The organism is Sphingomonas sp. GW821-FHT03E12 (assembly GCF_059420685.1).
This window is the reverse complement of sequence record NZ_JBWKUF010000005.1, coordinates 211,398-226,138: the sequence shown is the minus strand read 5'-3', so window position 1 is coordinate 226,138 and position 14,741 is coordinate 211,398. Positions and strand designations below refer to the sequence as shown.

11 protein-coding genes are annotated in these 14,741 nt (G+C 65.6%); 4 read left to right on the top strand and 7 right to left on the bottom strand.

The window, feature by feature from the left end; translation table 11 throughout:
- Positions 1-59: 59 nt before the first annotated feature.
- The 3 genes from AC07TU_RS17725 to queF form a co-directional block, all read right to left on the bottom strand.
- Positions 60-1,343 carry a glycoside hydrolase family 130 protein gene (locus AC07TU_RS17725; protein WP_495189245.1) on the bottom strand — a complete coding sequence of 428 codons (1,284 nt, stop codon included), beginning with the start codon at positions 1,341-1,343 and terminating at the stop codon, positions 60-62.
- 33 nt (positions 1,344-1,376) lie between these two features.
- Positions 1,377-3,656: a glycosyltransferase family 4 protein gene (locus AC07TU_RS17720; RefSeq protein WP_495189244.1), complete on the bottom strand. Its 2,280-nt coding sequence runs from the start codon at positions 3,654-3,656 to the stop codon at positions 1,377-1,379.
- A gap of 141 nt (positions 3,657-3,797) precedes the next feature.
- Positions 3,798-4,244 carry a preQ(1) synthase gene (queF, locus tag AC07TU_RS17715; RefSeq protein ID WP_495189243.1) on the bottom strand — a complete coding sequence of 149 codons (447 nt, stop codon included), beginning with the start codon at positions 4,242-4,244 and terminating at the stop codon, positions 3,798-3,800.
- Between the two features lie 103 nt (positions 4,245-4,347).
- On the opposite strand from queF, the gene sseA reads away from it, so the two are divergent.
- The 3 genes from sseA to AC07TU_RS17700 are packed head-to-tail and all read left to right on the top strand — an operon-like array spanning position 4,348 to position 7,660.
- Positions 4,348-5,184, top strand: a complete 837-nt coding sequence (gene sseA / locus AC07TU_RS17710) for a 3-mercaptopyruvate sulfurtransferase (RefSeq protein ID WP_495189242.1) — start codon at positions 4,348-4,350, stop codon at positions 5,182-5,184.
- A complete protein-coding gene (metC, locus tag AC07TU_RS17705) occupies positions 5,139-6,374 on the top strand; it encodes a cystathionine beta-lyase (RefSeq protein WP_495189241.1) in 1,236 nt (411 codons plus the stop codon). The genes sseA and metC overlap by 46 nt, the downstream gene beginning before the upstream one ends.
- Positions 6,371-7,660 (top strand): mechanosensitive ion channel family protein, encoded by a 1,290-nt coding sequence (locus AC07TU_RS17700; RefSeq protein WP_495189240.1) that lies wholly within the window; start codon positions 6,371-6,373, stop codon positions 7,658-7,660. Before metC ends, AC07TU_RS17700 begins: the two co-directional genes overlap by 4 nt.
- 6 nt (positions 7,661-7,666) lie before the next feature.
- On the opposite strand, the gene AC07TU_RS17695 is transcribed toward AC07TU_RS17700, so the two are convergent.
- The gene (locus AC07TU_RS17695) at positions 7,667-8,707 is read right to left on the bottom strand and encodes a hypothetical protein (RefSeq protein ID WP_495189239.1); all 1,041 of its coding nucleotides are present in this window, start codon (positions 8,705-8,707) and stop codon (positions 7,667-7,669) included.
- 90 nt (positions 8,708-8,797) lie between these two features.
- Here AC07TU_RS17695 and AC07TU_RS17690 point away from each other — a divergent pair, with 90 nt between their 5' ends.
- Positions 8,798-9,928 carry a GNAT family N-acetyltransferase gene (locus AC07TU_RS17690; protein ID WP_495189238.1) on the top strand — a complete coding sequence of 377 codons (1,131 nt, stop codon included), beginning with the start codon at positions 8,798-8,800 and terminating at the stop codon, positions 9,926-9,928.
- A gap of 13 nt (positions 9,929-9,941) precedes the next feature.
- Here AC07TU_RS17690 and AC07TU_RS17685 read toward each other — a convergent pair whose 3' ends face one another.
- From AC07TU_RS17685 to AC07TU_RS17675, 3 genes are all read right to left on the bottom strand, one after another.
- Positions 9,942-11,642, bottom strand: a complete 1,701-nt coding sequence (locus AC07TU_RS17685) for a hypothetical protein (protein WP_495189237.1) — start codon at positions 11,640-11,642, stop codon at positions 9,942-9,944.
- 115 nt (positions 11,643-11,757) lie between these two features.
- Positions 11,758-13,455 carry a hypothetical protein gene (locus AC07TU_RS17680; protein ID WP_495189236.1) on the bottom strand — a complete coding sequence of 566 codons (1,698 nt, stop codon included), beginning with the start codon at positions 13,453-13,455 and terminating at the stop codon, positions 11,758-11,760.
- 30 nt (positions 13,456-13,485) lie between these two features.
- The gene (locus tag AC07TU_RS17675; RefSeq protein WP_495189235.1) at positions 13,486-14,703 is read right to left on the bottom strand and encodes an argininosuccinate synthase; all 1,218 of its coding nucleotides are present in this window, start codon (positions 14,701-14,703) and stop codon (positions 13,486-13,488) included.
- Between the last annotated feature and the right edge of the window lie 38 nt (positions 14,704-14,741).

Genomic DNA, 14,741 nt, shown 5'->3' with positions numbered 1-14,741 from the left:
GCTCGATCGCAGACGATGCGAAACCGTGAATCCCGGCACAGGGCCGGGATGACGGCAGCCTACATCACTGCCAGCAACGACTTGATCGGCACGAACGCGAAGGCGACCGAGCTGTCCGCGACGCCATAGGGGATGAAGATCCTGTCCCCGTGCCGCAGCGCGCCGCACGAATAGACGACATTGGGGACATAGCCCTCGCGATCCTGGTCGGCCGCGGCCAGGATCGGCTCGCGCGTCCGCCCGATCACCTTTGACGGATCGTCCTTGTCGAGCAGCGCCGCGCCGATCGAATATTTGCGCATCGCGCCGACGCCATGGGTCAGCATCAGCCAGCCCTCATCCAGCTCGATCGGCGGGCCGCAATTGCCCATCTGCACCAGCTCCCAGGGATATTTGGGGGTAATCAGCTTCTCCCCCCCGTCCCAATGGGTCAGCCGGTCCGACTCGATCAGATAGATATTCTCGCCGTCCTGCCGGCCGATCATCATGTAGCGGCCGCCGACCTTGCGCGGAAACAGGCCCATGCCCTTGTTGCGCGCGGCGCTGCCGGTCATCGGCACCAGGTCGAATTCGCGCCAGTCGCGGGTACGCAGCATCTCCGACTGGATCTGCGACCCGTTATAGGCGGTATAGGTGCCCAGCCACTCCTCGCTGCCGTCGTCGTGCCGGAAATGCGTCAGCCGCATATCCTCCAGCCCGTTCGATTGCGCGCGGGTGATTGGGAACAGCAATGTGCCGGACAATGTCGAGTCGCGGTGGCGATAGACGGTCACCTGTCCTTCGGGCATCTCGAACTCGTCGCCCTCGGCATCGGCGGCGGTGCAGAATGGCGGCTCGGGCGCCAGCGTCAGCTCGTTGCGGTCGGTGATGATCCCCTCGCGGAACGCGACCGAGGAGATATGCCCCTCCCCCACCGCACGCAGGCTCATCAGGATGCGCAAGGCCCCCTTGGGCATGCCGCTCTGATCGTGGTGCGGCACCGCGCTGGGGTTCATCAGCGCGGCGGCGGCATAGCTGTATTCGTGGCAGAAATAGGCGCCGATCAACTGGCGCTTCTCGTCCCCGATGGTGCTGCCATCGAGCCCCAGCTGCACTTCCACCTCGTCATAGCGGGTCATGAACACGCGCCGCGTCTGCCAGTGGCGCGCCTCGAAATCCTTGAGCACCGTCTCCAGCTGCGCGCGCGCCTCGCCCGGCGACATGTCGAGCACGGCCTTCACCAGCCGTTCGGTCCGGCTCGGCGCGCCGTTCGCCGCGGCAGCCCAGGCGATGTGGAAGGGACGCACCACCACGCGCGAAGGGTCCGCATGAAGCCGTAACGGGTGTTGGAACAGGTCGAGCATCGTTCCCCCGGCTCAAACGCGCCGCGTCAGTCCTTACGCGACTGCCTTTTGCGGTCCTGCCACGATTTCAGCGCGCTTTGAAAGTGCGCAAATGGCGCAATTGGCCAGCTGGAGCGCCAGGATCGACTCAGCCCCCTGATTGCGGTTGAGCCCGCCCGGCGTCAGCCCGTCGAAACAGCCGCCGTCGCGCGCAGTGGCAAGCGGCAGGCCAAGGTCGTTCTGCCCCAGATACCAGCGATAGGCGCGTAGCGCGGCGTCCGCCCAGCGCTGTGCCCCGGTCGCTTCCCATGCGGCGATACAGGCGTCGATCGTCGCCTGTGCCTCCAGCGGCTGCTGGTCGAACGGCAGCGGGTCGGCATAGGCCCGGCCGAAACTGTCGGTACCGACCGCGCGGAACGCGCCATCGGGCGCGGTCTGGCGCGCGTTGATCCACTCGAGCGTCCTGAGCCCGCACGCCAACAGGTCCTTGCGGCCGACCGCCTGCCCCCCGCGGATCAGCGCCTCGGGCAGCCGGGCATTGTCATAGGCGAGCACGATTTCGAACCATTCCCATTCGGGGCGGCGCGAGTCGGCAAGCAACGCCATCAGCTCGCCGCCGAACCGGTCGAGAATCTCGCGTGACAGCGTGTGCCCGGGATGCGCCTCCAGCATCGCCGCGGCGCCGAGCATCGCAAAGGCGAGTGCGCGCGGGCTGCCGAATTCGAAGCTGATCGCCGCGGCCTGATCGAACAGCATCCGCGCCCACTCGCGATACTTCGCCTCGCGCGCCTCGGACGCGGTGACGCCCAGCGCCCAGAGCGTCCGGCCGTTCGAATCCTCCGACCCCGCTTCCTCGCACCAGCTGCGCTCGAAGGTCATGAAGTTGCGGAAGCGCCGCCGCTCGGGGTTCCAGGCATATTGGACGAAGGCGGCATAGACGCTGGTCCAATAATCGCGCCGGTTCGCGTCGAGCGGGTCGATGCGATGCATCAGGATCAGCGCGCGCACATTGTCGTCGATGCAATAGCCATGATGCCGGTCGGGCACCGACAGGATCGAATGCTGGAACATCCCCGTCGTGTCGCTCATCCGCTCGACCGCGCGGAAATCGGGCTTGAGCTGCTCGAAGACGGGCGCGGGGGTGACCGCGGCAATCCGCTTCGGCCGGGCGAGCAGGGCTCCGGCGATCTGCTCCACCGCCGCTTCGACAAGCCGTGGCCAGATCATCGTCCGGCCCCGCGCATAGGCGCGGCGGGCGAGCGAACCGCGCCGGTCATCGTCGTCGAGCAAGCCGGTAATCGCCTGAGCGAAACCCGCGCTGTCGCCTGCCGCGACCAGCACGCCGTGGTCGTCGGCAAGGATTTCGGTCGCATGGACATAGGGGGTCGAGACCACCGGTTTGCCCACTGCGATCGCATAGGACAGCGTGCCCGACGTGATCTGCGCCAGATTGGGATAGGGCGTGACGTAGATGTCAGCTGCCTGGAGATAGTCGAGCAGATCCTCCTGCGCGACAAAACCGTCGATAAAGGCCACATTGCGCTCGACGCCCAACTCCGCGGCGAGGGCATGAAGCCGGTCGCGATAAGCCTCGCCCTCACGCTCGACGAGATTGGGGTGGGTCGCGCCGAGCACGACGTAGAGTGCGTCCGGGTGCCGCGCGACGATCACGGGCATCGCGGCGATTACCGTCTCAATCCCCTTGCTGGGCGCAAGCAGGCCAAAGGTCAGGATCACCTCGCGCCCCTCCCAGCCGAAGCGCGGCTTGAGCGCGGCAGGGGCAGCAAACGGCCGGTCGGGCACGCCATGCGGGATCATCGCCACCTTGCGCGGATCGACTTCGTGCACGCGGCGCAGGATCTCGTGCCCCTTGCCCGCCATCACGATGATCCGCGCGGCGCGGCGCAGCAGTGCATCCATCACCCGGCGCTGATCGTCGTCAGGAGTCTCGAGCACGGTGTGGAGCGTGACGATGACGGGCAGCGTCGTCCGATCGAGCAAGGTGATCAGATGCTCACCCGCCGCGCCGCCATAGATACCGTATTCATGCTGGACCCAGATCGCTTGAGCGCCCGAATCCTCGATCTTGCCCGCCGCGTCGAGATATGCGCTGCGCTCATGCTGGGGGATCGATCCGGTGACCTCCGGCGGATAGGCATAGCGGCCGGGATGATCGTCCATCGCCCAGACATCGACCTTGAGACCGGGAAAGCGCGCCCTGAGCGCGGCATGAGTATCGGTCGTGTAGGTGGCGATGCCGCATTTGCGAGGAAGGAAGTTACCAATGAGCGCGACGTGATCGATTCGAGCCGGCAGGTCCGTGCCTGATGCCATCCCAAAATCCTTCGCATGAGCAACATTGGATAGGCGCGGGTGGCGCCTGTCTGTTCTCCCCAACGTCAGGATTTCAATATGGTTGCAGTCATGTTGCAATGCAACGTGACGAGTCGGCGATGAACCGGACTGATCGAACGTTCAGCCGCGTCCGCGGTAGCCCGGCACGTCTTGCGCGGGGATCCACACACCCTCAGGTGCCGGTCCGGACTGCCAGAACACGTCGATCGGGATGCCGCCGCGCGGATACCAGTATCCGCCGATGCGCAGCCATTTGGGCTTCATCTCGTCGAACAGCCGCTGACCGATGCCGACGGTGCAATCCTCATGGAAGGCGCCGTGGTTGCGGAAGCTGCCGAGGAACAGCTTGAGCGACTTGGATTCGACGATCGTCTCGCCCGGCACATAGTCGATCACCAGATGCGCGAAATCGGGCGCACCGGTGATCGGGCAGAGCGAGGTGAATTCGGGCGCGGCGAAGCGCACCAGATAGTCGGTGCCCGTGCGCGGATTGGGGACATAGTCGAGCGCGGCTTCCTCGGGAGAAGCGGGGAGCGCGCTCTGCTGGCCTAGATGCTTGGGGTTCATGCGCGCCATTTAGGGATTTGAGGCGGGTTCGGCAAAGCCGAACCGGCCGCGGGACCCGCCTACCCCACTCGACGCGGCAAAGACGGCGGATTACCAAGGGGAAATGGACGCTCTGGTTACCACGCAATGGCTCGCAGGCGAGCTCTCCGCCCCCGATCTCCGCATTCTCGACGCCACATGGTTCCTGCCCGCCGAGGGCCGCGACGCACATGCGGAATTCGTGGCGGGGCATATCCAGGGCGCGGTCTTCTTCGACATCAACGCGATCGCCGACCAGACGAGTCCGCTCCCGACGATGCTGCCGTCGGCGGAACAGTTCGCCGCGCAGCTGGGTGCGCTCGGCGTCGCGACCGGGAACCAGGTCGTGCTCTACGATAACGCCCCGCATCATACCGCGACGCGCGCCTGGTGGATGCTTCGCAGCTTCGGGATCGAGGCCGCGATCCTCGACGGCGGGCTGGCCAAGTGGAAGGCCGAGGGCCGCCCGCTGCTCAGCGGGAACCCGGCTCCGGCACCGGCTACCGTCGCGGTCCGCTCCAACTCCGCGCTGGTGCGGACGCTCGATCAGGTGCGCGCCAACCTCACCAGCCATGCCGAACAGCTGGTCGATGCCCGCTCGGCGGTGCGCTTCACGGGTCAGGAAGCGGAGACCCGCCCCGGGCTCGCCAGCGGCCATATCCCGGGCAGCGCCAACATCCCCTATTCCTCCTTCTTCAATCCCGACGGGACCTGGAAGCACGTTCCCACGCTGCGCCTGGTGTTCGAGGATGAGGGGATCGAGGTCGAACGCCCGGTGATCGCCACCTGCGGCTCAGGGATCAGCGCTGCGGTGGTGGTGTTCGCGCTCCACCTGCTCGGCCATCCCGCCGCGCTCTATGACGGCAGCTGGACGCAATGGGGCGCCGATCCCTCCACCCCCAAGGCGACGGGTGCGGCGTGAGTGCTTCAGACAGCAAGAAGGGGGACGGCACGCGAGTCGTCGGCGCAGGCCGCCGGCCCGAATGGACGCAGGGGATCGTCAACCCGCCGGTGTGGCGCGCCTCGACCATCCTCTACGACACCGTCGCCGATCTGCGCGCCGGCGCAGGCCGTGATACGCATCACCGCCTGTTCTATGGCCGCCGCGGTACGCCGACCCAGTGGAGCCTCGCCGAAGCGCTGACCGAGCTTGAGCCGGGCGCCGAGGCGACTTTTCTCTACCCGTCGGGCGTCGCGGCGGTTTCGGCCGCCTTGCTTTCGGTGCTTTCGCCGGGGGATGAATTGTTGCTGGCCGACAGCGTCTATGATCCGACGCGCAGCTTCGCGACGGGCTTCCTCAAGCGCTTCGGCGTCACCACCCGCTTCTACGATCCGATGATCGGCGGCGGCATCGCGGAGCTGATCACCGACAGGACTCGCGCGATCTTCATGGAAACGCCGGGCAGCCTGACCTTCGAGGTGCAGGACGTCCCCGCGATCGTCGCCGCGGCCAGGGCGCGCGGCGTGATGACGTTGCTCGACAATACCTGGGCGACGCCCTTGCTGTTCCCGGCGATCGAGAAGGGCATCGACCTCTCGATCCTCGCCTGCACCAAATATGTCGTGGGCCATTCGGACGTGATGCTGGGCAGCGTCACCGCGACCGCCGAACATTGGCAGCAGCTGCGCGCCACCAGCTTCGCGCTCGGCCAGACCGCCAGCCCCGACGATGCCTGGCTCGGTTCACGCGGCCTGCGCACGATGGCGCTTCGCCTGAAGCAGCATGGTGAGGCGGCGCTGGAGATCGCACGCTGGCTGGAGACCCGGCCCGAAGTCGCACGCGTGCTCCACCCCGCCCTGCCCTCATGCCCCGGCCACGACCTCTTCGTGCGCGACTTCAAGGGACCGGCCGGCCTGTTCAGCTTCGTCCTGCGCGGCGGCAACGAGGCAGCGCGCGCGGCGCTGATCGACGGGCTCGACTTGTTCGGGATCGGCTATAGCTGGGGCGGCTTCGAAAGCCTCGCCATCCCCATCGATCCCGACCGCATCCGCACCGTCGTGCCCTGGCAGGCCGAAGGCCCCGCAGTGCGGCTCCAGATCGGGCTCGAGGATCCCGCCGACCTGATCGCCGATCTCGCCGCCGGGCTCGACCGGTTCCGGGCCGCGGCATGAAGCCGGCCATCCCGTCCGCGCTCGCCAACTGGCTCATCGCAAACGGGGTGGATCTGCCAAGCAATGCCGAGCTGATCGAAGGCGCGGTCGCAGGCGGCCTCGCGATCCTCGCACTTGGCGCCGGCTGGCTTGCAGGCAGGCGGCTGGGGCCCAAACTCGCTTCGCTGTGGCAGGAGCGCGTCGGCAACCATGTCGAGGGGCTGGCGCACCGCATGCACACGATCGTGCGCCACGGTGTTGCCGCACTGTTGCTCGCCATCCTTGCCAATGCCGTGCCCTGGGGCGGGTTCGCCGCGCTGCTGCTCGGCATCGCGCTGGGCGCGGCGACCGCGGCACTCACGCTCTCCTTCCTGCGCGGCCTGCATACGCCGCGCTGGGTCGCCTGGCTCACCGCCGCCATCGTGTTCGTCGCGATCCTCAGCCATGCGATCGGCGGGTTCGATGTCATCACCACCACGCTCGACCGGATCGGCGTCGATTTCGGCCGCCGCCGCCTGTCGCTGCTCGCGCTCGCCACGCTGATCGTCACCGTGGTGGCGCTCTATGCGGGCGTCCGGCTGGCCAACCGCATCCTAGGCCATTCGATCGCACAGGCACGCGGGCTGGACCCGACCCAGAAGCTGCTGTTCCAGAAGATCGCGAGCATCGTCGTGGTGGTGGTCGCCTTCTTCTTCGGGATCGACCTGCTGGGCATCGACCTCACCAGCTTCGCGATCTTCTCGGGCGCATTCGGCCTCGCGATCGGCTTCGGGCTCCAGAAGACCATCGGCAATCTGATCGCCGGGATCATCCTGCTGATGGACCGGTCGATCAAGCCCGGCGACGTGATCGTGGTCGGCGACAGCTTCGGCTGGGTGAACAAGATCGGCGTGCGCGCGGTCAGCGTCATCACCCGCGACGGCAAGGAGCATCTGATCCCGAACGAGATCCTGATGACTCAGGAGGTGGAGAACTGGTCCTTCTCCGACCGCAACGTCCGCGTCCGGATCCCCGTCGGGGTGGGTTATGAGACCGACCTCAAGCACGCGCAGGAACTGATGCTCCAGGCCGCGACGGACAGCCCCCGCGTCCTCAAGAACCCACCGCCCAATGTCTGGCTCACCAGCTTCGGCGACTATGCCGTGGAGCACGAGATCCTCGCCTGGATCAGCGATCCCGAAGGCGGCGTCGGCAATGTGAAGTCGGACGTGCTCAACCGCCTATGGGTGCTGTTCAAGGAGAACGGCATCGAAATCCCGGTGCCGCGGCGCGAGATCATGGTGAAAAGCTGGCCGAAGAGCTCCTAGAATCTCTCAGCGGAAATCGACCCGCTCAACGAATACCAAGTCCGTAGATCCGCGAGAGATCGCCTTCCAAATGGAAGCGAGCAAGAGCGCCTGCAGGAGCGATCCGTAGATTTCGAGTTCCGCATCATATCGCTTCGGTGTCCAGTCCACGTCATTTGGGCTGTACAAATTCATGATGGGCTTATCGCCGTGAAGTATTCTTGACCGAAAATGATAAGCGTCGCGAACCGATCGATCCGCGTTTTCAAATTCGATCATGTCGCATACCAATGGCATCCGCCTGCGAAGTTTTTCGCTGATGGCGGAATTGCTTTCACAAAAAATCGATTCCAGCCCAGCAGTCGACCAGACGAGCTTGTTCATCGACGCACTATGGTAATCGCGATAGAATGAATGCGAAAGGCAGCTTACTCCTTTCTCAAGGCCGGACCGAGATTCACCGTGCCATATTCCCCCGCACGTCTTGCTCCAATCAATCACCTGATCGAGCGTAAATGGCGATTTCTCAGGCAGGCGAAACAACTGACCTTCTCCGGTTCGCTCAAATCCCTTGATCGCCTCCCCTGCGCAGAGCCATTCCTCATCAAGGTAACACCGATGGTGTTCAGTCGATATCGCACCACCAAAAGTGACCGCGCATAGAAAAAGCAAAATATCCGCTACTGGCTGAAGATGCAGTCCCAGCACTTCTGCAACAGAGCGATCAGAGCTTCTGCCCTTTGAAAAGTCAGAATTTTCTTCCAACCAACGCGAAACAATGTCATTGTCATATGACACTATCTGAAATTCGACTACATTGAATAGCCTACTTGCAAAATTTCTTCCATTTATAGCCGCCTCTTGCTCTTCAATATCCCTGATGATGGAGCGGACACTTATAATTGGACTATCCGGCCGAAGCTCGCGAATATCAAAGATTCGGTTGTGCACATTCGCGCACAATTCGTTCTCCAACGCCTGATACGCCTTTGAATTCGAGAAATGACTTCTCCAGAATTGCGCAACGTATCGAATACCAAGCAATGGGGCCGTGTCTGCGCGAGTCATGTTTAGAAAGCTAGCGCGCTGGCATCGATCCGCAAACTAACATCGGCAAACCGACTGGCAGTCGCGCAGCCCCCTACCTAAGTTGCCTTCGTGCTTTCCATTACAGCCCGCATCGCCGATGGAGTGACGTCGATCCCGGCGGCGCATTGGGATGCGTGTGCGGGTGACGCCAATCCCTTCGTCTCCCACGCCTTCCTCTCCGCGCTCGAGCGCTCCGGCTCGGCGACGGCAGAGACCGGCTGGCAGCCGCTGCCGATCGTGATCGACGGCCCGTGCGGCACGCCCGCGGCGATCGTCCCCGCCTATGCCAAGAGCCACAGCCAGGGCGAATATGTCTTCGACCATGCCTGGGCGGATGCCTGGGAGCGCGCGGGCGGCCGCTATTACCCCAAATTGCAGGCGGCAGTGCCCTTCACCCCCGTCCCCGGCCCGCGCCTGCTGCTGCGCGACGCTGCGCTGGCGCCGGGGCTGATCGCCGGGCTCGAAGCGGTGACCGATCAGAACCGCCTCTCCTCCGCGCACGTCACCTTCCTCGACGAGGCACAATTGCCCTTGTTCGAGCAGGCAGGCTGGCTGATCCGCGCAGGCACGCAGTTCCACTGGCACAATGACGGCTATCGCTGTTTCGACGATTTCCTCGCCGCGCTCTCTTCCCGCAAGCGCAAGGCAATCCGCAAGGAGCGCGAGCGCGCGCTGGAAGGGCTGACCGTCCGCCACCTCGCCGGTGCCGAAATCACCGAAGCGCATTGGGATGCCTTCTGGACCTTCTATCAGGACACCGGCAGCCGCAAATGGGGCCAGCCCTATCTCACCCGCCCCTTCTTCTCGATGCTGGGCGAGGCGATGGGCGGCAAGGTGCTGTTGATGCTCGCCGAGCGCGACGGACGCCCGATCGCAGGCGCGCTCAACCTGATCGGCGGTGACGCGCTCTACGGCCGCTATTGGGGCTGTACCGAGGAAGTCCCCTTCCTCCATTTCGAGCTCTGCTATTATCAGGCGATCGAGGCGGCGATCGAACGCGGCCTCGCCCGGGTCGAAGCCGGTGCGCAGGGTGAACACAAGCTCGCGCGCGGCTATGCCCCGGTCACCACCTGGTCGGCACATTACCTGCCCGACCCCGGTTTCCGCCGCGCGGTCGCCGGCTATCTGGAGCGCGAGCGTGCCGCCGTGGTCCATGAGCAGGAATTTCTCGGCGAACTCACGCCCTTCCGCCGCGCCTAGCGCACGGGGACGGCTAGACCTTCTTCTGAGCCGCGCTCCAGGCTTCCATCTGCTTCTGCTTGTCGCGCTTCAGGAAGTCGCGGATCTTCTCGATCTGATCGTGATAGGGGCCAAGGTCGATCGGGTTGAGCACCGCGGCGGGCTGGCCGTGATCGATCTTGAACAGTGCGCTGTTGCCGTCGCGCCAGACCGGGATCAGCCCCGCTTCGAGCCGCTTGTCGTACGGCGGCGGGTTGATCACCCACAGATAGTCATAGGCATGGCGCGGGAAGCGCGCGAGGCTGACCGCGACGGGGCGCCACCATTCGCGCGGGCATTTGGTGTCGGTGACAATCTGCGAGGGGTCGTGGCTGAATCCGCGCGCCTGCTTGTACCGCACCGTCAGCAGCTGACCGCCGGCCATCGACCATTGATCGTTGGTATAGGCCAGCTTGCGCACCATCGCCATGCCCGGCAGGTGCTGGAGGCGCGTCATCGTCCATTCGTTGTAGCAGGTCTCACCCACGAAGCTCAGCAGCTTCGCGCCCTCGGGAACATGCTCGAGCGCGGCGAGCTCGCGGTCATAGGATTTGTCGTAGAGGACGTTGCTCCACGTCGTCGCCCCCATGCGGACGAGGAAGAAGGCAAGGCCCGCGAGCGCGAGCGTGTTGGCGCCGCGCATCGTCATCCCGGGCTTCGGCCGCAGCGCGATCAGCGCGATCGCCAGCATGTACGGCGCGAGCCGCATATCGGCATAGGCCGATCCGAACACCACGCGCGGCAGCAGCAGGAACACCGCGATCAGGAACAGCGCCGAGATGCCGAGGTGCCGCGAATACTGGATGTTGGGATCGCGCACGCCCTTGAACAGAATCAGGTAGAGCACGCCGAGGCAGGCGATGTCGAACAGCTGCCAGCGATCGCGCATCACCATCAGCGTCCACCAGACCTTGGCGCGCCAGTTGAACCAGTCGCCCGTCTGGCCGCTGACATGCCCGCCGCTGCGCCACATCAGCATCAGCAGCGCCGGCGGAGCGAGAACCAGGCAGTGGATGCCCGCCCAGATCCACGGCACCACCCAGCTCTGCACGAAATCGGCGTGCCAGGGGCCCTCGCGCGGTCCGCGCTTGTCGTGCTGGCGGATCAGCTCCGCGGCAAAGCAGAGCACGCCCAGCGTGCCCCAGCCGAAGGTGTGGGTGACCCAGATGACGAGGCCGATCGGCACGAACAGGATCGCGCGCAACCGGATATGGCCGAGCCGCGCCAGCCGCAGCCACAACGCAAAGGCGTTGAGCGCCAGCGCCATCGACAGCGCAAAGTTCGCGAACCCGAAATGGAAAGCGTAGTTATAGGCCAGCGGCAATGCGAACAACGCGGTCGCGGGGATACGCCCGTGCACCTCCCGCGCGATCCACAGCAAGCCGGTGACGGTGAGCACGGGGATGGTGATGACGATCAGCTTCACCGCCAGCTCGAGCCCGAAGATCGGCTCGAGCGGGATGATCAGCAGGTCGAGCCCGAGATTGCCGATAAGGCTCCACTCGAACTTGTACCAGTCGTTGAGCCAGGGCACTTCGCCATGGGCGAGCTGGACGCGATAGCGCGCCATATGGCCGGGCAAGTCGACCTGAGGCGGGATATCCGGCCACAGCAAAGGGATTGCCGCCGCGATCGCCGCGAACAGCACGAACCAGCGCGTCTGCCACCAGCGCGGCGCCTCGAAACCCCCTTGCATCGGCCGCACTTACTGCGCCGCAGCACCCCGCGGCAAGCCGCTTGAAGGGCGATCCACCGGATAAAACACCAAATCACCGCGTTACCAGAGCGGTTTGGATGCGGCGCAGAGGCCGTTATCGCGCGATCGTGTAGATGCGCGCGCCGCCGCTGCCGCCGGGCAGCGGGCGCAGCCAGAGGGGGGCACTCCCGCCGCGCAGTGCCGCCAGCAGCGAGCCCGGTGGCGGGGTTCCCAGCTCGGGATAGGCACCGGTGCAATCGACCAGATAGCCGAGACCGAGCCGTTCCGCCTGTCTGGATGCCGCCTCCGGCTTCGACAGCAGCAGCCGGTAGAGTGCGCGATTGCCCGCGGTGTTGCGGTGATAGGGCCCAGCCAGCACGCTGTGCGGCGTCGCTGCCAGTGCATAGGCGCCAAGGTCCATCGGCATCGCCACCGTTCCGCGTGGAAGTGGTCCGAGCGCGGAGAGGACCGTTCCCGCGTCGCACCCCGCTGTGGTTTCCGCCTCGCTTTCGGGCGACAAGGCCGCTCCTGCGATGGGATAGACGAGCCCGGCCGAAGCGATCCACACGGCTGCGAGCGCCAGAGTCCCCTGCCCCCGCGCCATTGCGATCAAGCCGGCCAAAGCAGGGGCGGCAAGGATCGCGCCGGCATAGGCGCCGCGCAGCTGCACCAGTGCGATCAGCAGTGACATCAGCTGAAAACCGGCGAGGACGAGCCACTCCGCCTTGCCCGATCGCCGCGCCATCCAGAGCGTCGCACCCAGCCCCGCCAGCAGCAGTCCCGCGTAACCGATCGCATGCGCGAGCGGTGCAACGAACAGCGGCTGTGCCTCCGCGACATTGGCGAGCCAGAGTCGCGCCAGCACCGGATCGACGCCGCCATAGGGCCGCAGGCAGGCAGGCGAGAGCGCCAGTGCCGCCACCACGGCTCCGGTGCAGACCAGTCCCGCCACGGCGAGACGAACCCGCAGGACGGTGAGGAAGGGACTCAAGGCCGCCAATGCCAGCGGCGCCAGCGCGCCGGTCTGCGCGGCGCGCCACGCCGGCGCGGCAAAGCCGTCGCACGCAGGATAGTCCCATCCGCTCGTCCGCAGCAGCAGCGCGGCAGCGGCCAATGCAGCCGACAGCGCTACGCCAAAACCGGCCATGCGCGCGGCTTCGCCCGGGCGCGCCGCGATCCAGCGGATCGTCAGCACCGCGCCGCCCGCCGCGAGCAACGGCGCGGTCTCCATCCCGATGATGAGGCTGGCGGCACTCGCAATCCCCGCTGCAATGCCCTTGAGCCACGATCCGCGGCCGAGAAGTGCCCGCACCAGCAGGAGCAGAAGCACCATCTGCAACCCGTGATGATCGATCCGCCCGGGCAGGAACAACGCGTTCCCGGGATAGGCCAGCGCCCCGACGACGATCGCCACCGGCGCGCTCACGCCCAGCGCCCGCGCGATCGATCCGGTCAGGATCAGCGCGGCGACGAACAACAAGGCCGGCCAGACGATCACCGCCGCCAGCTCGGCGCCGTGCCCTCCGGTCAGCGGAGTCAGCAGCGCGATGATTGCCGCGGGCACGAGGTCGGGCAACCGCGACCAGTGCATCTCGACCCCGCCGATTCCCAGCCGGTGCTGGGCGAGATCAGCGAACGCCTGCCCGCCCAGCCAGTCGCGGATCTGCTGGAGCCGGACGACATCGTCGGTATCGGGCAGATGCAGCGCCGACAGCGCCGCCCAGTCACGCATCGCCCAGACGGCGCTGAGCAGCAGCGCGATAGCAGCCGCCAGCGCCGCGTCACGCCATATCCGGGGTCGCGCGGAATCCATGCGACCGCGCTAGCCCGATATGGTTAATTTTCAGCCGTCGCGCCGCCCGAGCAGGCGAAGCCGGAGCGCGTTGAGCTTGATGAAGCCCGCCGCGTCGCGCTGGTCGTAGGCGCCCTGATCGTCCTCGAAGGTCACGACCTTCTCGCTGTAGAGCGAATTGGGCGACTTGCGGCCGACGACATAGACCCCGCCCTTGTAGAGCTTGAGGCGGACGGTGCCGTTGACGTTCTGCTGGCTGTGGTCGATCGCCGCCTGCAGCATCTCGCGCTCGGGCGCGAACCAGAAGCCGTTGTAGATCAGCTCGGCATAGCGCGGCGCCAGCTCGTCCTTGAGGTGCGCGGCACCGCGGTCGAGCGTGATGCTTTCGATTCCACGATGCGCGAGGTGATAGATGGTGCCGCCCGGCGTCTCGTACATGCCGCGCGACTTCATGCCGACGAAGCGGTTCTCGACCAGGTCGAGCCGGCCGATGCCATGCTTGCGGCCGAGATCGTTGAGCGCCGCCAGCAGCGTCGCCGGCGACATCGCCTCGCCGTTCAGCGCGACGCCGTCACCCCTTTCGAAATCGATCGTGATGTACTCGGGCGTGTCGGGCGCATCTTCCGGGTTCACCGTGCGCGAGAAGACGTAATCGGGCACTTCCTCCCACGGGTCCTCGAGCACCTTGCCCTCGGAGCTGGTGTGGAGAAGGTTGGCGTCGGTCGAGAACGGCGCCTCGCCGCGCTTGTCCTTGGCGACCTGGATCTGGTGCTTCTCGGCGAACTCGATCAGCTTGGTGCGGCTGGTCAGATCCCACTCACGCCACGGCGCGATCACCTTGATGTCGGGGTTGAGCGCATAGGCCGACAGCTCGAAGCGGACCTGGTCGTTACCCTTGCCGGTCGCGCCATGGCTGACCGCATCGGCATTCACTTCCTTGGCGATCTCGATCAGGCGCTTGGAGATCAGCGGTCGCGCGATCGAGGTGCCGAGCAGGTACAGCCCCTCATAGAGCGCGTTGGCGCGCATCATCGGGAAGACGAAGTCCCGGACGAATTCCTCGCGCAGGTCGTCGATGAAGATATGCTCGGGCTTCACCCCGGCGTTGAGCGCCTTCTGGCGCGCAGGCTCCAGCTCTTCACCTTGGCCGAGATCGGCGGTGAAGGTCACCACCTCGCACTGATATTCCTGCTGGAGCCATTTCAGGATCACGCTGGTGTCGAGGCCGCCCGAATAGGCGAGCACCACGCGATTGATCTTGTCGGCCATCTTGTCGTCGCTCCAGAGGAAAAAGGTCGCGTGCGCCT

Excerpts from the sequence above, each read along its gene's own strand:
- AC07TU_RS17725 (WP_495189245.1), bottom strand. The coding sequence starts at position 1,343 with ATGCTCGACCTGTTCCAACACCCGTTACGGCTTCATGCGGACCCTTCG.
- AC07TU_RS17720 (WP_495189244.1), bottom strand. The coding sequence starts at position 3,656 with ATGGCATCAGGCACGGACCTGCCGGCTCGAATCGATCACGTCGCGCTC.
- queF (WP_495189243.1), bottom strand. The coding sequence starts at position 4,244 with ATGAACCCCAAGCATCTAGGCCAGCAGAGCGCGCTCCCCGCTTCTCCC.
- sseA (WP_495189242.1), top strand. The coding sequence starts at position 4,348 with ATGGACGCTCTGGTTACCACGCAATGGCTCGCAGGCGAGCTCTCCGCC.
- metC (WP_495189241.1), top strand. The coding sequence starts at position 5,139 with ATGGGGCGCCGATCCCTCCACCCCCAAGGCGACGGGTGCGGCGTGAGT.
- AC07TU_RS17700 (WP_495189240.1), top strand. The coding sequence starts at position 6,371 with ATGAAGCCGGCCATCCCGTCCGCGCTCGCCAACTGGCTCATCGCAAAC.
- AC07TU_RS17695 (WP_495189239.1), bottom strand. The coding sequence starts at position 8,707 with ATGACTCGCGCAGACACGGCCCCATTGCTTGGTATTCGATACGTTGCG.
- AC07TU_RS17685 (WP_495189237.1), bottom strand. The coding sequence starts at position 11,642 with ATGCAAGGGGGTTTCGAGGCGCCGCGCTGGTGGCAGACGCGCTGGTTC.
- AC07TU_RS17680 (WP_495189236.1), bottom strand. The coding sequence starts at position 13,455 with ATGGATTCCGCGCGACCCCGGATATGGCGTGACGCGGCGCTGGCGGCT.
- AC07TU_RS17675 (WP_495189235.1), bottom strand. The coding sequence starts at position 14,703 with ATGGCCGACAAGATCAATCGCGTGGTGCTCGCCTATTCGGGCGGCCTC.